The 19,043-nt window shown below is 54.6% G+C and carries 17 protein-coding genes; 12 read left to right on the top strand and 5 right to left on the bottom strand.

Going from position 1 to position 19,043, the window contains the following annotated elements:
- Nucleotides 1–5: 5 nt before the first annotated feature.
- The 5 genes from lon to RDK48_RS05500 all read right to left on the bottom strand — a co-directional run bounded on the left by lon (nucleotide 6) and on the right by RDK48_RS05500 (nucleotide 7,105).
- Nucleotides 6–2,444 carry an endopeptidase La gene (gene lon, locus RDK48_RS05520; RefSeq protein ID WP_298996821.1) on the bottom strand — a complete coding sequence of 813 codons (2,439 nt, stop codon included), beginning with the start codon at nucleotides 2,442–2,444 and terminating at the stop codon, nucleotides 6–8.
- 301 nt (nucleotides 2,445–2,745) lie between these two features.
- Nucleotides 2,746–4,038, bottom strand: a complete 1,293-nt coding sequence (gene clpX, locus RDK48_RS05515; protein ID WP_298996824.1) for an ATP-dependent Clp protease ATP-binding subunit ClpX — start codon at nucleotides 4,036–4,038, stop codon at nucleotides 2,746–2,748.
- 1 nt (nucleotide 4,039) lies between these two features.
- Nucleotides 4,040–4,648 carry an ATP-dependent Clp endopeptidase proteolytic subunit ClpP gene (gene clpP, locus RDK48_RS05510; RefSeq protein ID WP_022658344.1) on the bottom strand — a complete coding sequence of 203 codons (609 nt, stop codon included), beginning with the start codon at nucleotides 4,646–4,648 and terminating at the stop codon, nucleotides 4,040–4,042.
- Between the two features lie 97 nt (nucleotides 4,649–4,745).
- Nucleotides 4,746–6,089 carry a trigger factor gene (gene tig / locus RDK48_RS05505; protein WP_298996827.1) on the bottom strand — a complete coding sequence of 448 codons (1,344 nt, stop codon included), beginning with the start codon at nucleotides 6,087–6,089 and terminating at the stop codon, nucleotides 4,746–4,748.
- A 245-nt stretch (nucleotides 6,090–6,334) separates the two neighbouring features.
- On the bottom strand, nucleotides 6,335–7,105 hold the full coding sequence (locus tag RDK48_RS05500) for a S24 family peptidase (protein ID WP_298996830.1): 771 nt from the start codon (nucleotides 7,103–7,105) through the stop codon (nucleotides 6,335–6,337).
- A 316-nt stretch (nucleotides 7,106–7,421) separates the two neighbouring features.
- Between RDK48_RS05500 and RDK48_RS05495 the strand changes: the two genes are divergently transcribed.
- From RDK48_RS05495 to RDK48_RS05440, 12 genes are all read left to right on the top strand, one after another.
- Nucleotides 7,422–10,034, top strand: coding sequence for a DNA-directed RNA polymerase (locus tag RDK48_RS05495; protein WP_298996833.1), 2,613 nt, complete (start codon nucleotides 7,422–7,424; stop codon nucleotides 10,032–10,034).
- Between the two features lie 165 nt (nucleotides 10,035–10,199).
- Entirely contained in the window at nucleotides 10,200–10,520 is a 321-nt protein-coding gene (locus tag RDK48_RS05490; protein WP_298996836.1) for a hypothetical protein, read from the top strand.
- Nucleotides 10,510–11,250 (top strand): hypothetical protein, encoded by a 741-nt coding sequence (locus RDK48_RS05485; RefSeq protein WP_298996839.1) that lies wholly within the window; start codon nucleotides 10,510–10,512, stop codon nucleotides 11,248–11,250. The genes RDK48_RS05490 and RDK48_RS05485 overlap by 11 nt, the downstream gene beginning before the upstream one ends.
- A 2-nt stretch (nucleotides 11,251–11,252) precedes the next feature.
- Nucleotides 11,253–11,723 (top strand): endonuclease, encoded by a 471-nt coding sequence (locus RDK48_RS05480; protein ID WP_298996842.1) that lies wholly within the window; start codon nucleotides 11,253–11,255, stop codon nucleotides 11,721–11,723.
- Nucleotides 11,724–11,735: 12 nt separating this feature from the next.
- Nucleotides 11,736–13,424, top strand: a complete 1,689-nt coding sequence (locus RDK48_RS05475; RefSeq protein WP_298996844.1) for a DnaB-like helicase C-terminal domain-containing protein — start codon at nucleotides 11,736–11,738, stop codon at nucleotides 13,422–13,424.
- A gap of 256 nt (nucleotides 13,425–13,680) precedes the next feature.
- A complete protein-coding gene (locus tag RDK48_RS05470) occupies nucleotides 13,681–15,588 on the top strand; it encodes a DNA polymerase (RefSeq protein WP_298996846.1) in 1,908 nt (635 codons plus the stop codon).
- Between the two features lie 237 nt (nucleotides 15,589–15,825).
- On the top strand, nucleotides 15,826–16,209 hold the full coding sequence (locus RDK48_RS05465; RefSeq protein WP_298996848.1) for a hypothetical protein: 384 nt from the start codon (nucleotides 15,826–15,828) through the stop codon (nucleotides 16,207–16,209).
- Nucleotides 16,210–16,237: 28 nt separating this feature from the next.
- The gene (locus RDK48_RS05460) at nucleotides 16,238–16,624 is read left to right on the top strand and encodes a hypothetical protein (protein WP_298996850.1); all 387 of its coding nucleotides are present in this window, start codon (nucleotides 16,238–16,240) and stop codon (nucleotides 16,622–16,624) included.
- A 103-nt stretch (nucleotides 16,625–16,727) separates the two neighbouring features.
- Nucleotides 16,728–16,931, top strand: a complete 204-nt coding sequence (locus tag RDK48_RS05455; RefSeq protein ID WP_298996851.1) for a hypothetical protein — start codon at nucleotides 16,728–16,730, stop codon at nucleotides 16,929–16,931.
- Nucleotide 16,932: 1 nt separating this feature from the next.
- Nucleotides 16,933–17,511, top strand: coding sequence for a hypothetical protein (locus RDK48_RS05450; protein WP_298996854.1), 579 nt, complete (start codon nucleotides 16,933–16,935; stop codon nucleotides 17,509–17,511).
- 334 nt (nucleotides 17,512–17,845) lie between these two features.
- Nucleotides 17,846–18,202 carry a hypothetical protein gene (locus RDK48_RS05445; RefSeq protein WP_298996857.1) on the top strand — a complete coding sequence of 119 codons (357 nt, stop codon included), beginning with the start codon at nucleotides 17,846–17,848 and terminating at the stop codon, nucleotides 18,200–18,202.
- Complete coding sequence (locus tag RDK48_RS05440) at nucleotides 18,177–18,947, top strand: hypothetical protein (protein ID WP_298996860.1); 771 nt, start codon at nucleotides 18,177–18,179, stop codon at nucleotides 18,945–18,947. The genes RDK48_RS05445 and RDK48_RS05440 overlap by 26 nt, the downstream gene beginning before the upstream one ends.
- The last annotated feature ends 96 nt before the right edge of the window (nucleotides 18,948–19,043 follow it).

The following is a 19,043-nucleotide window of genomic DNA, read 5'->3' as shown; positions in this document are numbered from 1 at the left end:
GTGCGCTACTGCGCAGGCTGATTCTTGTCGTCATCATGTTTTTCGGGTCGCAGAATGCGGCTGATGGGCAGCGCCGTAGCCCGACCGGAGAAGATTTCTTCCGCCGTGGCGGCAAGGGCCTGAGGCAGCACTTCATCCACATGGTCAACAAAAACGATCTCCAGGTCGCGCAGCACTTCGTCCGGCACTTCCTTGAGGTCTTTTTCATTATCGCGGGGCATGATCACTTTTTTGATGCCGCTGCGGCGCGCTGCCAGCAGTTTTTCTCGCAGGCCGCCGATGGGCAGCACCCTGCCGCGCAAGGAGATTTCGCCGGTCATGGCTACATCATTGCGCACGGGAATGCCTAGCAGGGCGGAGGTGATGGACGTCGCCAGGGTGATGCCAGCCGAAGGGCCATCCTTGGGCGTTGCGCCAGCAGGCACGTGCACGTGGATATCTATCTTGCGGTGGAAGCGGGGATCAAGGCCCAGCACTTCGGCCCGCGAACGCACATACGAAAGGGCCGCCTTGGCCGATTCTGTCATGACTTCGCCAAGCTGACCCGTGGTCACCACATGTCCTGAACCGCCCATGAGGCTGGTTTCCACCAGCAGAATTTCGCCGCCGCGCTGATTATAGGCAAGACCAGCGCACACCCCGACCTGAGGTTCGCTTTCGCGTTCGTCATGACGGTATTTTTTCACGCCCAGCATAGAGGGCAGGCTCTGGCGCGAGATGTTGACGCACTTTTCGGTATCGTCGTCTTCCACAAGCTTGATGGCGGTCTTGCGGCACAGGGCGGCAATTTCGCGCTCAAGGTTACGCACACCGGCCTCGCGCGTGTAGGAGCGGATGATTTCGAGAATGGCGTTGTCCGACACGCGGATGTTGCCTTCCTTGAGGCCGTGCTCCTCCAGCTGGCGGGGCAGCAGGAAGCGGCGGGCAATGTGGCGTTTTTCCGTTTCAAGATAGCTGTTGAGCTCGATGATCTCCATGCGGTCAAGCAGCGGCACAGGGATGGAGTGCAGCGAGTTGGCCGTGGTGATAAAGAAAACCTTGGAAAGATCATACTCCAGATCAAGGTAGTGATCCATGAAGGTATTGTTCTGTTCCGGGTCGAGCACTTCCAGCAGGGCCGAGGCGGGGTCGCCACGGTAGTCGGAGGTCATCTTGTCCACTTCGTCCAGGCAGAAGAGGGGATTGTTGAACTTCACCCGCTTGAGGGACTGGATGATCTTGCCCGGCAACGCGCCCACATAGGTGCGGCGGTGGCCCCGGATTTCGGCTTCATCGCGCACGCCGCCAAGTGAGAGGCGCACAAAATCGCGCCCGGTGGCGCGGGCCACGGACTTGGCAAGCGAGGTTTTACCCACGCCGGGGGGGCCGACAAAGCAGAGGATGGGGCCTTTGAGCCCCTGGGACAGCTTCTGCACTGCAAGGTATTCCAGAATGCGTTCCTTGGGCTTTTCAAGGCCAAAGTGGTCGCCGTCAAGAATTGCGCGCGCTTTTTCAAGGTTGATGTCTATCTGCTTGAGGTCGTTCCAGGGCAGATCCAGAATCCAGTCCACATAGTTGCGCACAACAGTGTATTCCGCCGCAGAGGGCGGCATGCTGCGCAGCTTTCTGGCTTCGGAGAGCGCCTTTTCGCGCGCTTCTTCCGGCATGTCGCGGGTCTTGAGTTTTTGCTCTATTTCGTCAACTTCGGCCTGGGGGTCGTCATCGCGCCCCATTTCCTTGTTGATGGCCTTGATCTGCTCGTTGAGGTAGTATTCACGCTGGTTGCGCTCCATCTGCACCTTGACGCGGTTCTTGATGCGTTTTTCAACCGTGGCAAGGGCCACCTCGCCCTGCAAAAGCTCATAGGCAAGTTCCAGGCGCTGGGTGGCATCATCGATCTCAAGGGCTTCCTGCTTTTTGCGGTAATCAACCTTGAGGTGCGGAATGATGGCATCGGCCAGGGGGCCGATTTCCTGCAAGGCAAGAATGGAGAGCACAGCCTCCTGCGAAATTTTTTTGTTGTTCTTGCCGTATTCTTCAAGCGCCTCGTGCACGGCGCGCACCAGAGCCTCGCGCTCTTCGGGACGGCTCTGCTTTTCGGCGCGGCGGCGCACGCCAACCATGGCGCACTGCTCTTCTTCGTGCAGGTTTTCCCACGTGGCGCGGTACACGCCTTCAAACAGCACCTTGATGGTGCCGTCGGGCAGGCGCAGCATCTGAAGCACCTTGCTGACCACGCCCACAGGCGAAAGATCCTGAGCATCGGGCTTTTCCAGCTCCGGCTCGCGCTGGGCCACAAGAAATATCTGCTTGCTGTAGGTGGCCTGTGCGGCTTCGATGGCCTTGATGGAGGCCTCGCGCCCTACAAAGAGCGGCATGATGGAGCGGGGGAACATGACCACCTCGCGCAAAGGCATGATGGGCAGTTCAATATAAGCGTCAGAGCCGCGCATTTCGTCTGTCATAATTCTCCCCTGAAAAAAGCCGGACGGCGGCTTGCGCCGCCCGGCGGAACTTAGAGCTTTTTTGCCGTGAAATGCCTTGCGTCAGGCGGGGTGTTTGCTGTTGCCCTGCTGCATGGCTGGCCGCAACCTGGCTCAGGGTTCGCCGTGCAATCATTTCGCAGCGCGGATTTCAGGAAACCCGCACGGCGCACCGCAACAGTCGTACTGCCGGGCGCGCCATGTTTGCCTGCGGGGCCAACCGCTTGGCTGCCTCCTGTGCGCCCGGCTGCAATGGCAGACCGCGCGCAATTCAGGCGGTTGGCTAAGAGGCCTTGTCGCCCCCGGCCTGGGCCTTGGGCGTATCGGCGTTTTCAGCCTTGTCGCCAAACAGCAGCACCGGCTCCTTGCCCTTGTCGATAACAGCCTGATTGATCAGGCATTCGCGCACATTGGGCAGGGAGGGCAGCTTGAACATGATGTCGAGCATGGTGCGTTCCATCACGTTGCGCAGGCCGCGCGCGCCCGTTTTGCGCTCAATGGCCTTGGTGGCAATGGACTTGAGGGCATTGGGCGTAAAGCGCAGGTCAACATTCTCAAGCTCAAAGAGCTTCTGGTACTGGCGCACCAGAGCGTTTTTGGGCTCGGTAAGAATGCGCACCAGGTCGGGTTCGTCCAGCTCGTCCACATGGGTGATGATGGGGATGCGGCCCACAAATTCGGGGATAAGGCCGAACTTCACCAGATCCTGCGGATGCACCTTGTCGAGCAGTTCGCCAAGGGGCATTTCCTTGCTGGCGCGCACCTTGGCGCCAAAACCCATTGCGCCGCCGCTCATGCGACCGCCCACGATCTTGTCCAGGCCCACAAAGGCGCCGCCCACAATGAACAGGATGTTGCTCGTGTTCATGCGGATAAATTCCTGCTGGGGGTGCTTGCGCCCGCCCTTGGGAGGAATATTGGCCTCGGTGCCTTCAATGATCTTGAGCAGGGCCTGCTGCACGCCTTCGCCGGAGACGTCGCGCGTGATGGACGGGCCGTCGCCCTTGCGGGAAATCTTGTCGATTTCGTCAATATAGATAATGCCCTTGCTGGCGGCTTCCAGATCGTAGTCCGCATTCTGGAGCAGCTGCACCAGGATGTTTTCCACGTCTTCGCCCACATAGCCCGCTTCCGTGAGGGTTGTGGCGTCAGCAATGGCAAAGGGCACGCGCAGTACACGGGCCAAAGTTTTGGCAAGCAGGGTTTTACCGCTGCCCGAGGGGCCAACAAGGAGGATGTTGCTTTTTTCAAGCTCAACCTCGTCGCCCAGAGCGCTGGCGTAAAACACACGCTTGTAGTGGTTGTGCACCGCTACAGAAAGGATTTTCTTGGCATCGTTCTGTCCGATGACATACTGGTCAAGACGATCCTTGATTTCCTGGGGCGAAAGAAGGCGTTCTTCGCTCTGGGGGCTTTCCATCTGGTCGCGGGCGATAATTTCGTTGCAGGCCTTGATGCACTTGTCGCAAATGCTGGCGCCGTCCTGCACGATGAGATTGCGAACCTCAAGTTCAGTGCGCCCGCAAAAGGAGCAGCGCAGGGGTTCGCTCACCGTAGGTTTATCGTTCTTGGCCATATTACTCGCTCTTTTCCTGAGCCATTTCATTGCGCGATACAAGCACGCGGTCAATGATGCCGAGTTCCTTGGCTTCCTCAGGAGTCAAAAAGTTATCGCGTTCGGTAGCTTTGACAATATCCTTGTAGGGACGGCCCGTGTTGTCGGCCAGCATGCGGTTGAGGCGTTCCTTGAGGCGCAGCACCTCGCGCGCGTGGATTTCAATATCCGTGGCCTGACCCTGAAAACCGCCCGAAGGCTGGTGAATCATGATCTGACTGTTAGGCAAAGCAAAACGCATGCCAGGCTTGCCAGCGGCCAGCAAAAATGCGCCCATGCTGGCGGCGCGGCCCATGCACACAGTCGCCACCGGCGAAGAGATAAAGCGCATGGTGTCATAAACGGCAAGCCCGGCGGTAACAGAGCCGCCGGGGGAATTTATGTAGAGATAGATTTCTTTTTCGGGGTCTTGCGATTCAAGGAACAGCAACTGGGCGCAGATGAGGGAAGCAACTGTATCGTTGACCTCGGATCCAAGCAAAACGATGCGGTCCTTGAGCAGACGCGAATAGATGTCATAGGCCCGTTCAGAGCGGCCTGTGGTTTCAATAACCATGGGGACAAGCGACATATGAGCCTCTTGGCACGGCGTGTGGGCCGGTTGGGTGCGGTGTTGCCGCAAAATAAAACCAAAAGGCGGCCTTAAGGCCGCCTCCCTTATACTTCAGTTAGTCCTGAGCGCTGGCGGGTGCGCCCGGCGCGGCGTCGCCCTCGGCTGGGGCCTTGGGCTCCACTTCGGTCACCTTGGACTTGGCGTAGATCAGATCCATGGCCTTGTCGGCCAGCATGCGGTCACGCAGCACAAAGATCATGCCCGAGCGTTCATAGCTTTCACGCAGGGTCTTGAAATCTTCGCCAGTGCGCATGCTCATCTGGTAGATCTGAGTGTTGACCTCATTGTCGGTAACGTCAAGTGCTTCTTTCTTGGCGATGGAAAGCAGCAGAACCTGCGAGCGGGCCAGTTCGTCAGCCTGGGGCTGCACTTCGGCGCGCAGTTCGTCCATGCTCTTGCCAAGCGAATCAAGGCTGCGGCCCTGACGTTCGAGGCGGGAGGCCATGTCGCCCAGCAGGGTGCGCACCTGGGTGTCAACAAGGCTGGGCGGCAGTTCAAATTCAACCATCTTCAGCAGGCGGTCAAGCAGGGTCTTCTGCGCGGCGCTCTTGTTGAGGTTGGCGCGGCTCTGGGTGTAGCTGCCGGTGATGGCTTCGCGCAGCTTTTCCACGCTTTCAAGGCCAACGGTCTTGGCGAGGTCGTCGTTCAGTTCAGGAAGCTTGCGCTCCTTGATGGCGTGCACGCGCACCTTCATGGTGACGGTTTTGCCTGCCAGATCCTTGGCAAGAAAATCTTCGGGGAAGGTGATCTGGCCTTCGCCTTCTTCGCCATAGCGGATGGTCTTCACCAGGGCTTCAAAATCTTCAAGGGCCTGACGTTCGCCAAGGGCGAGGTCAAAGCTTTCGGCCTTCACGCCTTCCAGGGGCTCGCCGTTTTCAAAGGCGGCAAAGTCGATGGTGGCAACCTGGCCGTCCACAGCGGGGCCAGCGCCTTCAACGGGCACAAGCTCGCCACGGTCGCGGCGGATGCGGTCGATAACTTCCTGCACTTCCTTTTCGTCCACGACCACTTTTTCCTGCTCCACTTCCATACCTTCATAGGGAGGAAGGGTGAAGGAGGGCAGCATTTCAAATTCGACGCTGTATTCGTAGCCCTGACCACGTTCAAAGGTGCCCTTGGCGTCCACGTCAACGCCGGCGAGGGGCGAAACGTCGAGCTTCTGCATCACGTCGTTGATGTGGACGTTGATCAGATCCTGGCGGGCTTCTTCATAAATCTTGTCGCGGAAGCGCTGTTCGATGACCGACGCCGGAACCTTGCCCTTGCGGAAACCGTCCAGCTGCACTGATGTTTTGTACAGCGCCACGGCGCCCATGATGGCTGCTTCCACTTCCTGGGCTTCGGTGGTGATGACGACCTTTTTTCTGACCGGCGAGATGTCTTCTGCGCTATATTCCACGAGGGACTCCTTTTCTTGGTGAGGTAGTTGGTGCGAGAGGGGGGACTTGAACCCCCATACCATAGGTGCTGGATTCTAAGATTCAGCAGTTTCTCTATCCGTCTGATATATCAACAGGAATTGTCATTGGGGTGCAGTAACCTAGGAGGCATGTGCAACCTGAAAAATGCAACCCAGAAAGACACGTTCCTGTTTTTTTATTAAGCCAAAATTGTCTAGAGATTCTTGCTAGTTAGTCTAAACTTTTAACGATATTCCCGACCAACCCAAAGAACCTGACCAATCACCCGTGCTTGCTCCGCAAGATCACCACGCATATCCACCTCAATCGGGGGATAGGCTTGGTTCATGCTCTTCAAAATAAGCTTGCCTGGGATTGTGTCAATTTGCTTAACGTAAATTGCTTCCTCAATCCCAACTGCATACATACGGCCAGGGAGAATAGTGGTTTTTCCTTGGTCAAGCAATACCACATCCCCGTGTTTAATTTCTGGCTCCATGCTGTCACCGGAGACGCGCATCAATACCATTTTGCTTGGGGTGCCTTTCCTGTGCAAAAAATCGGAGCGGAAAGCATATTTACGTTCCCCGTCTGCACTGGTTTCAAGACTCCCCGTCCCGGCTGAAAGTCTCGCTTCTACCAACGGAATGAACATCATGTCAACATCTGTGCCATTGTCAGAAGGCACCGGAACATGATTCGCTGCTTTTTTCTCTATCGGGATTCTTTCAAGGGGCTGGCCTAGCTTCAACTTACCAAGCCTTGTCTCAAAGCGATAATCCCCATGTACCAGCCAATCTATAGAAATACCAAACATAGCTGATATTTTTTCAAGCCATGCCTTCGGAATACTGCCTCTTTTCTTTGCACCAGCGATTGAAGGAGGTTGGATATCCAATATGCGGGCTAAATCTGCATCGGTCTTAACCCCAGCAGCCTCAAGTACACGTTTGAACTGCGCTTCAAAATCATTCCGCTCTTCCATACGTTCTTTTGCAACATTTGAATCGGGCATCCCCCACCTCCAAGAAAAATCAACGGTTATTCCAGTTTGTTAGAAATGACCTGTTGAAAACATTAATTTAAAGTTGATAAAATTAGCTTGAAGCTAACAGCTCTCCTCGCTAAAACTATCCGTGGAGGCTAATTATGCTAGACACAAGTTAATCATATTCACCGCAGTGGTCAAGGAAATAAGCCTTGATTCTGCAATCTAGCAGATAACATGCTGCTAGAATTTGGCTTCTTTAGCCCTCTTGGTGGCCTTGCAATCTGCCAAGGGGGCTTTTTTGCACCCTAAGAACAAACCATTAGCTAAGGAGTAACGAAAAATGTCTGCCGACACTTGCGCCCATCGTATTAATCAAGAGCTAATTGCTAGGGAATTGTCCCTTGAAGAAGAAATGTTCAACCGTGGCCGTGATCGCTTCTTTGCCAACGTCAACCGCCTGAGAGAACAGAAGAATGAAGGGGGCACCAGCTACGGCAAGATGCTGCTCAAGCGTGGAATTGAACCCCTGGCTAAGGCTATTGATGAGTTTATGACTAAGGCCAAAGGCGGCGGGGCAGGGCGCAGGCATATGGCTGTGGGTCTGCTTGAAGGTATGGATTCTGATGTGGTGGCATTCATTGCTTTACGGGCTACGATTGATAGCCTGACCAGAGAACCACTTGCTCAATACACAGCTATCTGCATAGGGCGTGAAATTGAATCTGAAAAACGTCTTACAAATATGAAAGAGAATGATAATGAGCGGTATAAGGCAACACAGCGTTATATCCAAGGTCATAAGTCAAAAGAGTACAGAAGCACGGTGCTTAGGTATGCCTATGGCAAGTCTTGTACTGTAGATTTTGAGCCGTGGCCTGCTACTCAGTGCTTGCATCTTGGTATTAAGTTGCTTGAGTTAATCGTTGAGCATGTTGGTATTGTGGAGTTTAAGCTGCTTCCTGGGAAAGTAAAAAAGGGGAAGAAGGAGCATGGGGCTTACAGTGTGATAATGACGGAACGTATCAAGGAATGGCTTGAAAACCACCTTGAAACTAGATCAATACTTTATCCTGATTTTATGCCTACGGTTGTTCCTCCTAAAAGGTGGGAGTGGGCTACTGGTGGTGGCTACTATTTCCAAGAAATGCGCCCCCTTTCCTTGGTAAAAACAATAGATAGAAGCTATCTGACTGTCTTAGACAAAAAAATTGAAAGCGGGGAAATGCCTGATGTCCTCACAGCCATAAACGCTTTGCAGGATACAGCATGGGCCATCAACCAACCTGTCTATGCAGTGGCCCAACATCTCTGGGACTACACTGATGGGGGTGTGGCCGACATGCCCCCGCGTGATGGTTACAGACTCCCTGTGTGCCCGGTTTGTGGGGAAGACATCACAGACAGCGCCTCAGCCCGTATTCCTCATACCTGCCTCGACATCCTGCCTGAGGAAGAGCTGAAAAAATGGAAGCGGGCGGCTGCCATTGTCAGGGAGAAAAACATCTCCTGCATGTCTCGCCGCCTTGGTATTGCCAAGACCCTGAACCTTGCGAGTCGTTATAAGGATGAAGAAGCTTTCTACTATCCTTACCAACTCGACTTCCGGGGCCGCATCTATGCCGTTCCAGCATACCTCACGCCACAAGGGACTCATCTTGCCAAGGCTCTTCTGTGTTTCGCAGAGGGAAAGCCGCTTGGAACTATGGCTGCTGTGAAATGGCTTGCCATTCACGGCAGCAATACTTGGGGCAACGACAAGGTGAGCCTTGATGATCGCTACTCCTGGGTCTTGCAGAATCAGGAGAAGATCAAGGCCGTATCCGATGACCCCTACACTGTGACATGGTGGCAGGAAGCCGATGACCCGTGGGGGTTCTTGGCGTTCTGCTTTGAGTGGGCCGGGTATCTCACGGAGGGGCTTGAATTTGTGTCCCACCTGCCCGTGGCTATGGATGGTACCTGCAACGGGCTTCAGATTTTCTCCCTTATCCTGAGGGATGAGGTCGGTGGCGCTGCCGTAAATCTTCTGCCAAGTGAGAAGCCACAGGACATCTATGGGATTGTGGCTGACAAGGTAAAGGGCATGCTTGAGGCCCGTGCTGCTGGTGATGAAGATTCAGCTAACGTATGCTCCAAGGATTCTGACATACCTATATATAATGAGGTGGTTTGCTCTCGCTGGCTTCTGACCTTGAACATCAATCGCAAGATGACCAAGCGACAGGTTATGGTTCTCCCTTATGGAGGCACTTTTGATAGCTGCCGTGAATACACTGAGGAATGGCTGAAGGAGCAGGTCTATGATGACGCCCCTTTGGAGATACCTGCTGGGCATACATTGCGGGGCGTAGCGCGTTTCCTTGCAACCTTTGTATGGGAAGCCATTGGTGCCACAGTTATCAAAGCTAGAGAAGCCATGTCTTTTCTTCAGGATACCGCTGGGGTGCTGAATAAGGCAAACCTCCCCGCACGGTGGACAACACCTGTTGGCTTTTATGTGCAGCAGTTCTATCGGGAGCAGATAGGGCAGAGGATAAAGACGAAGATAGGGGATAGTATTGTCAAGCTGACACTGAATGAAGCTAACGAAGCCAAGTTGGCAAAGACTAAGCAAAAGTCAGCCATTTCACCTAACTATGTTCACAGTCTTGACGCTGCTGCGCTTATGAGAACCGTGCAACACTGTCTTGCTTGTGGTATAACACGCTTCGCTATGATTCACGACAGCTACGGTACTTTGGCCGCAGACAGTGAAAAGTTGGCGGGGCTGCTGCGCTCAACTTTTGTTGAATTGTTCGGTGGCACGGCAAACATGCTTGAGTTATGGAGCCGGGAGGTGCTAGCTGCTGTGCCTACAGATGTATTGCAGAAAGCTGACGCTCTTCCGGTGGTGCCTTCATTCGGGAAGTTGGACGTGTCAAATGTGACTAACTCGCTGTTTTTCTTTGCATAAATAGAGCTACTCGATAAAACAAAAAATCCCCAGGTTCTGCTTCAGGCAGGCTTGGGGATTTTTTGTTTTATCTCAGCATGTTGGAAATAGGTTCCACTAGGCGGGAAGAAGCACCCTCAACGCTTCTCCCTTCACCTTTAACCCACAGGAGGCCCGCCCACTCATATGTCTACCCCAAACTATCTCGACCCTCTTGTTCTCTCATCCCTGGCCCCCCGGCTGCGTGACCTCATGGGCAACTGCACAGCGCGTGAAGCTGCCCAATGCTGCATGGCCGTGGCAACAGCGATTCAGGACAACCCCAAGCAAGGCCCGCGCCTCATGGGATTGGCCTGTGCCTTCCTGCTGGCAGCGGAGCAGTCCGGTATCTCTGTCACCGACATGATGACCTATGCCCGTAACTGCATGAATGACGCTGAAGGCAAGCGGCCTGAGTTCGCCGCAACCGCTGAGTACATCAACAAGGAAATCATCAATGGCAAATAACAAAGACGAAAAGAAAAAGCGCAAGAGCCACACGACCCCCAAGGGTGAAGCGCTCTTCGTTCATCTGGTGGCTCCTGACTACGGCACCAAGGAGTTCCCTGATGAAGACGGCTCCTTCACCATCTCCCTGCGTCTGGACGAAGCTGAGGCTGACAAGCTGAAGCGTCTGATCGCTGAGGAGATTGAGGAAGGCAAGGCAAACATGCAGGAAGCCTTCAACGAACTCTCCGTTGCCAACCGCAAGAAGCTTGGTGAGCCGACCTGGGTTGAACCCGGTACTGTCGAATATGATCGTGAAACGGAAGAACCCACCGGCAACATCCTGTTCCGCTTCAAGACCAAGGCCATCTACAAAGATTCCAAAACTGGCCAGACCCGTCAGCGCAAGGTGCCTGTGTTTGATTCCATGCAGGCTCCGGTAAAGATGAAGGATGAGCCGGGCTTTGGTTCCCTGGTTCGCGTGTGCTTCACCGCTGCCCCGTACTTCGTCAGTGGTACCGGCAAGGCGGGCGTCTCCTTCTATTTGAACGCAGTGCAGATTCTCAAGCTGAACGCCGCTGGCGAACGCTCTGCCTCTGACTACGGCTTCGCCGCCGAAGAAGACGAAGACGGCTTCATGGCCTCTTCTCTGGCTGAAGAGCAGGGCTTCAACCGCAAGGCTGATGACGCTGATGATCTTGGCCCTGCCTTCCCCTCCGAAGCTCCCAGCGCCGATGACGTGCCGTTCTAGCCATGGCCGGAATCTCCAGCGGCGGCTACCGCACAACGCAGTACAAACGCTGGGCCAGCCTGAGGCGCAACACCGGCTTCCGTAGTCAGTTTGAGGCCGACATCCACGCCGGTCTGCCTGAGGGCAGTGCCCGGTATGAGGCGGTGCATATTCCCTACAAGGTGTCTGTCCAACGGCACTACACGCCGGATTGGGCACTACCAAAACAGGCCATCATGATTGAGGCCAAAGGCCGCTTCACCAAGGCAGACCGTGACAAGATGCTCATGGTCAAAGCTCAATGCCCAGACCTGGACATCCGGCTGGTCTTCATGAGCCTCACCGCCAAAGTAACCAAGGGCATGACCCATGCAGATTGGGCCAAGCAGCATGGTTTTTCCTGCTGCAAGGGGCCAAGCATCCCTGCCGATTGGCTTGAGCACAAACCCAGCAAACAGCAGAGGGCCGCATTTGATGCCTTCGTTTCCACTTAGGAGGCAACGAAAATGCAGCACCTCAATTCTGATTCTACCTTTGTTCAGCACGAACCCTGTCCCGCCTGTCGGGCCAAGGGGGATGATGCAAGCGGCAACAACCTTGCCCGGTATTCCGATGGGCACGGCTACTGCAACGCCTGTGGCTTCTACCAAGCCCCGGACGGGGAAGGGCATCAAGTGGCAGAGCCGAAAGAGAAGCCGTCATTTGAACCTATTGATTTTGAAATCGTCCCCCTGAAAGCACGGGGCGTTGATGGAGAAACCTGCAAGAAGTTCAACTACGGCATCGGACGGTTCGGCAAGAAACGCGAGTGGTGCCATGTGGCTAACTACCATGACACCAAGGGCAACCTTGTGGCCCAGCATATCCGCATGGAAGGCAAAGACTTCAAGTGGATAGGTGACATGAAGAAGGCTGTCCTTTTCGGGCAGCACCTCTGGCGTAGCGGTGGCCGCAAGGTGGTCGTTACCGAAGGGGAAATTGACTGCCTCACCATCTCCATGTTGCAGGACAACAAGTGGCCGGTGGTCAGTCTGCCCAACGGGGCCAACCATGCGGTCAAGGCTATCAAGGCATCATTGGAATGGCTTGAGACGTTTGATGAAGTGGTCTTCGCTTTCGATATGGATGAACCGGGGCAGGCTGCGGCGCAGGAATGTGCTTTGCTGCTTTCACCCGGCAAGGCCAAGGTCGCTGTGCTTCCTGAAAAGGATGCCAACGACTGCCTCAAGGAAGGCAAATCCAAGGCGCTCTTGAACGCCCTTTGGGATGCCCGCCCGTACCGGCCTGATGGCATCGTGTCCGGCAAAGACCTGTGGGACAAGATCAGCAAGACGCCCCCAACAGGCTATGACATTCCGTATCCCCTGCTGAACGAGCGCCTGCATGGGCTGCGCTGTGGAGAACTCTACCTCTTCACGGCTGGCTCAGGCATCGGCAAAAGCACCATCGTCAATGAGATTGCCTACCACCTCAAGATGGCCCACGGCCTCACGCTTGGCGTTATGGCCCTGGAAGAATCCACTGACCGCAACCTTCGCCGCTACCTCGGCATCAACATCAACAAGCCCCTGCATCTGCCGGAAGTCCACAAGGCTCTGCCAGAAGCAGAACTCCGGGCTGCTTTTGATGCCGTCACCGGGGATGAGAAGTGGTTCGCTTATGACCACTTTGGTTCATCCGACATCGACACCCTGCTTGCCAAGCTCCGCTACATGGTGGTGGGCCTGGGCTGTAAGGTGATTGTCCTTGACCACATCTCCATCGTGGTTTCGGCGTTGGATGAATCCGGTGGTGAGTCTGAAAGAAAGACCATCGACAAGCTCATGACCAAGCTCCGCTCCCTCATTGAGGAAACGGGGGTCATGGTTCTGGCGGTGGTGCATCTGAAGCGACCCGACAAAGGCAAAAGCTTTAACGAAGGGCGACAGGTGAGCCTTACTGATCTGCGTGGCTCTGGTTCTCTGGAACAGGTGAGTGATGTGGTCATTGCCCTTGAGCGTGACCAGCAGGGGGATACCCCCAACATATCCTCTATTCGTGTTCTGAAGAACAGGCCCATAGGTGAAGTAGGGCCAGCCGGAAGCGTTGCCTACAACAGCGAAACAGGACGCCTGCTCCCCGCCGATGGCATGGAGTTCGGCTTTGGGGATGATGACACGAATAATGCGAAAGGTGACACCGGAGAGGAGTTCTAGGGAATGGACAACCAAGCCCCATCCATCACTGCTTTCTGCCGCACCCTGCGGGGAGTGAAGCTGTCCAAGGTAAGCACCAGTCTTGTTAAGGCTGGTGTTTTGTATTGGGACTCACGCACAGAGAGGCTACAGCCTTGCCCTCGCTATTGTCTCTGGCATTTTGAGGTAAGCGGAAGAACCATCAAGGTACTCCCCGCTGGGCAGAAGCTTCTTACTAACCTCTACAATTCGGGCCAACTCATTATGAAACAAGGATATGACCACTATGGCAGTGGTGTCGCTGAGTCGTGAACCTTATCCGGGGTTCAACCACTCATGGATACCCACGCCCGAAACACCGGCCCTGCTCTTCGACATAGAAACTGACGGACTACTTGATACAACCTCTGTGGTGCATTGCATATGCGCTATGGAGTACCCCAGCGGCAAGCTGTACTCCTTCGGCCCGGACAAAATAGCTGAAGGGCTTGAACTCCTTGCCAACGCGCCGCTGCTTGTGGCGCACAACGGCCTCTGCTTTGACAAACCCGCGCTTGCCAAACTGCATTCCAGCGTATCCCTTCCACGCCTCTTCGATACCCTCACTGCCTCCCGGCTCATCTGGACTAACCTGAAAGACCTGGACTTTGATCGTCTGCGTTCTCAGGCCAAACGGAAAAAGCCCACAAGTTCTGCCTTCCCGGCAAAGCTCTGCGGCAAACACAGCCTTGAGGCTTGGGGTTACAGGCTGGGGGAATACAAAGGCGACTACGGCAAGACCACTGAAAACGCATGGGCGCACTGGTCACAGGAAATGCAGACCTACTGTGAGCAGGACGTTGCCGTTCTGTTCAAGCTGTATCAGCTCATCCTAGACCAGCAATACAGTCCTGAAGCTCTTGCCATTGAGCATGACTTCCAGACCATCATCTTCAATCAGGAACAGGTTGGGGTGCCCTTCGATGAGAAGGCTGCCATGAACCTCTATATTGATCTTTGTGCCAAGCGGGAAGAACTCAAGACTCAACTTCGCACGGTGTTCCCGCCCAAGGTTGAGGAAGAAGTCTTCATCCCCAAGGTCAATAACAAGACCAGGGGGTATGTGAAGGGTGTTCCCTTCATCAAGAAGCACATCATTGAGTTCAACCCGAACAGCCGGGAGATGATCGCAGACCGCCTCATTGAACTTCATGGCTGGCAGCCCTCCGAATTTACGGAGACAGGCAAGCCAAAGGTTGATGGGGATGTTCTGGCTTCTCTCGACTTTCCAGAGTGCAGGCCTTTGAGTGAGTACCTTGAGATCACCAAGATCATCGGGATGCTCTCTGAAGGCAAAGCAGGATGGCTTCGTTTGGTAGATAGCTCTGGCCGTATTCATGGCCGTGTCATCACCTGCGGAGCCGTGACCGGGCGGTGTACCCATAACAGCCCGAACCTTGCCCAGATTCCGGCGCACGGCACCTACGGCACCCAATGCCGCAGCCTGTTTGTGGCCGCTCCGGGCACGGTTCAGGTTGGGGCAGACGCCTCAGGTCTTGAGCTGCGCATGCTGGCATCCTTCATGGGCCGCTATGACGGCGGCAAGTATGCCAAGGTGTTGCTGGAAGGCGACATCCATACGGCCAACCAGAAGGCAGCCGGTCTGGAAACCAGAGATAACGCCAAGACGTTCATCTACGCTTTCCTCTACGGAGCGGGCGACCAGAAGCTTGGCTCCATTGTGGCCCCCACAGCCTCCCCAGCGCGTCAGGCGCAGATTGGCAAGAGGCTGAAGGCCAAGTTCTTTGCGGCCATTCCGGCCATCAAGGCGCTGATTGATGACGTGCAAAACGCCGTCAAGAAACGCCCCTTCCTCTACGGCATCGACAAGCGGAAGCTGCACGTCCGTTCCTCGCACTCAGCGTTGAACACCCTGCTGCAATCTGCCGGTGCCGTGCTTGTCAAATTCGCCACCATCGTTTGCCACCATGAAGCGGAACTCCGCTACGGGTGGAAGCTGGGGGTGGACTACACCCAAGTTCTTCACGTCCATGACGAAGCCCAGATGCAATGCCCAAGGGATAAAGCTGATGCCCTTGGGCAGCTCTTTGTTGAAGCCATAGAAATCGCAGGCCGACATTTTGGCATGCGGTGTCCTACTACTGGTGAATACAAGATAGGCAAGAGCTGGGCTGAAACACACTAACTTGCAAAGAGGTGTCCTATTCGCATCCTTGTCGCCTGTGAATACAGTGGCAGGGTCAGGGACGCGTTTCTGAAGATGGGTCACGAAGCTATGAGCTGTGACCTCTTGCCAACGACAAGCCCCGGCCCTCATCACCAAGGGGATGTTCTGGAAATTCTTTCTGACGGATGGGATTTGATGGTGGCACATCCACCTTGCACCTATCTGTGCTCAAGTGGCCTCCATTGGAATAAGCGTGTGCCTGAGCGCCAGGCGAAAACAGAGGAAGCACTTCTGTTTGTCAAAGCACTTATGGATGCCCCTATTGAAAGGATTGCCATTGAAAATCCTATTGGCTGTATTTCAACCAGAATCAGAAAGCCAGATCAAACAATTCAGCCCTACCAGTTTGGCGAAGACGCTTCAAAGGCAACATGCCTGTGGCTCAAAAATCTTCCCCTCCTCACCTCCACCTCTTTTGTAGCACCACGAATGGTGAATGGAAGACCCCGTTGGGGAAATCAAACTGATAGCGGTCAGAACAAACTCCCCCCAACTGCTGACAGATGGGCAATACGCAGCATGACCTATCTTGGTGTTGCTGAAGCCATTGCAGCACAGTGGGGAGCTTACTCCAATTAACTCAAAACTCATCAAGGAATATACCATCATGAACGAACAGTTCTCTCTTATCCCCGTTACCCGTTCCATGCCTTCCCGCCAGCATCCCGAAGTTTCCATGAGCTACGACAAGGAAGCAAACCTTGTGGTTGTCTTTTCGCCCGCCTTCCTGGGCCGCGAAGATGTGACCGTCAAGGTGGGCACCCGCGTTCTCTGCGGCTTTGACGCCGACACCCAGCGCCTCTGCATCATGCCCGCCGCTGAAGGTGCCCCCGGTGCCCGTGTGCTGGGCAAACGCCCCGGCTTTGCCGGTGCCGGTCAGCTTGTGCTGTCTGCCCGCAACCTGCCTGAAGGTCTCCCCAAGTGGGATGGCCGTGAAGCCTTCACCTATTCCTTCGGTGACGAAGGTGCGGTGATCGTGAATTTCAACGGTTAAGCCTGGGAGGCCCAAAGCCTCCTTTAATTATGGCCCCGGTTTCTCCTTCTGCTTGAGGAGGGGAAGCCGGGGTCTTCATTTATTAATGACAGGAGATTGAAAGATGAAGCTGAAGATCACGAAAGATGCCAACGACTGCTATTCGCTGTGGAAGGTTACAGGGGCCGGATGGTTTGGCCTTGGGGACAAGTGGCCCGTCATAAGCAGTAAGAATGCTTCAGTTGTTCTTGACGAAATGCGCCGCATCCTCGGCAGTAGCATTGAAACCGGCCTTCTTGATGTCGAGTGCGTTAAAGAGGAGGCGTAGCATGTGGGTTCATATCATCAGTGAATACGGCCTTGATGAAGCCCTTCTTGGCCTCGGCTTTTCCTTTGGGAAAACCTCTGGCTATTCATCCCCGCTCCCCAGAGAGCTTCGGGTGGCTATGTATGAACGGGCCTCCAACCTGAGCGGTAAAGGCAACGGACACGATAAGTTTCTGCGGGCCATTACGGTTTATCTGGATATTCAGGCACCCCTGTATTTCTGGTCTGAGTTCGACACCTACAAGATTGGCACCGTGGCTCAGTCGGAATCCAAGATGCACACGCTTCTGAAGACTCCACTTACCGAAGCCTGTTTTGACAGGCCCATTTGGTACACCCTCCTCAATCACCTGGAAGAACTGCGGCAGCTCAGAAAATTTGATGAGCTGCTGGACAATCTGCCTATGTCCTTTCTTCAGCGCCGTGTAATCACATGCAACTATGCAGTGCTGCGAGAGGTTTACATACAGCGTAACCAGCACAAGCTTCCGCAATGGCGTGAGTTCTGCCGACACCTGTATGGGAACTTGAAATACCCCGAACTGTTTGAGTTTGGGGGAGAGCAGGAGAAGAGAGCATGAGCCTGCGCCGCCTTTCTGATGGGCGGTACCTAACCAGGAAAACGGTCTGTGTGGATTGGCAGAGGTTCCGTGGGATGTACCAGTTTCGCCTCGCAACATTGGGTAAGAACCCTAAAATAGTTGCCATGTCCTTTGATTCATCAAGGGACTGCTTGGTAATAACCACCGAATGTGAGCCGCGTTATCTGAGCTGGGAACCAGACGCTACCTCTCTCAACACACCCATCCAACGTGAAGAGCTGGTTCTTGCACATGCTTCGATTCTTGGTGGCTACACCGGGAAGCTCTGGCTGGTTCACGACTTCAGGGCCGTGTACGAACCGGGGGTTTCATCATGATGAGCAGGGAAGCAGAGCTTTGCCGTCTGAAGCGAGTAACCAAAACATACGCTGTTGATTGGGTGGAGTATAGCGCCCCACGCGGCCCATTCTGGATATCCGTCCCTGGCGACCACATTAAAGTTGTTGGAGCCTCCTTTGATGAGCGCAACAACCAACTCCTAATCACAGTCACGTTTGATTTTAAAGGCTGGGATGCGGTGCATTCGCTATCGAACCCTTACTCAACAAGAGTAGTTTTCGCCTGTACCCCTGTGGTTTCAAACTGCATCGGCAAGCTATTGCTGATTCATGACAACAAAGCTGTTTATCAACTGGAGTTACCCCGTGCCTACACCTCTCCTTCTCATTGACGCTGACGTGGTGGCCTACCAAGCCTGCGCCGGGGCAGAGAAGATCATCTGCTTTGATGATGATTCCTGCTTTCCGCAGTGCAATCTTACGGACGCCATTTCGGCTTTTAACTACAAACTGAACTTCATCAGGGAAACCTTGGGCAGCGACAATTGCCTGCTCTGTTTCTCCGATGAAGGTGGCAACAACTTTCGCAGGGCTATCTTCCCTCAGTACAAGAGCAACCGCGCCGGGAAGCCCCGGCCTGTGGCCCTGAAGTTCTTGAGGGAACACTTCATCAACAGCAACACTCACAAGACACCCGTGCTGCCCCGGTTGGAAGCTGATGATGTCATGGGCATTCTTGCGACTGACCCGGAGAGACGAAGGGAAACCATCATCGTCTCCATCGACAAAGACCTCCGTTCCATCCCCGGCAAGTTCTTCAATCTGGGGCACCCCGAAGAGGGTGTCCACGAAATCAGCGTTGAAGATGCTGACTACTGGTTCATGATGCAGACCCTCATGGGGGATGCAACAGATGGCTACCCCGGCTGCCCCAAGTTCGGCCCTGCCACAGCGGCAAAGGCTCTGAAGGATGTCCCCAAGACCATTGAGGCTATGTGGCCTGTGGTTGTGTCGGCTTATGAAAAGGCTGGCTTCGGGGAAGACTATGCGCTGCTTATGGCCCGCATGGCTCGTATCCTGCGGGAAGGGGATTATGACTTTAAGGAGCGGGAGGTGAAGCTGTGGGCACCAGAGTAGAATGCAGCACATGCCGCAATGCTCATCTTATGGGGCTGGGAAAAGAACCATGCAAGAGTTGTGTCTTGTCTGGCTATTTAGATTATGAGCCAAGGG

Origin of the sequence: uncultured Desulfovibrio sp. (assembly GCF_902477725.1) — a bacterium.
In the GTDB taxonomy this organism is placed as follows: Bacteria; Desulfobacterota; Desulfovibrionia; order Desulfovibrionales; family Desulfovibrionaceae; genus Desulfovibrio.
The sequence above is the reverse complement of the archived record's forward strand: the minus strand, read 5'-3'. Positions and strand labels throughout refer to the sequence as shown.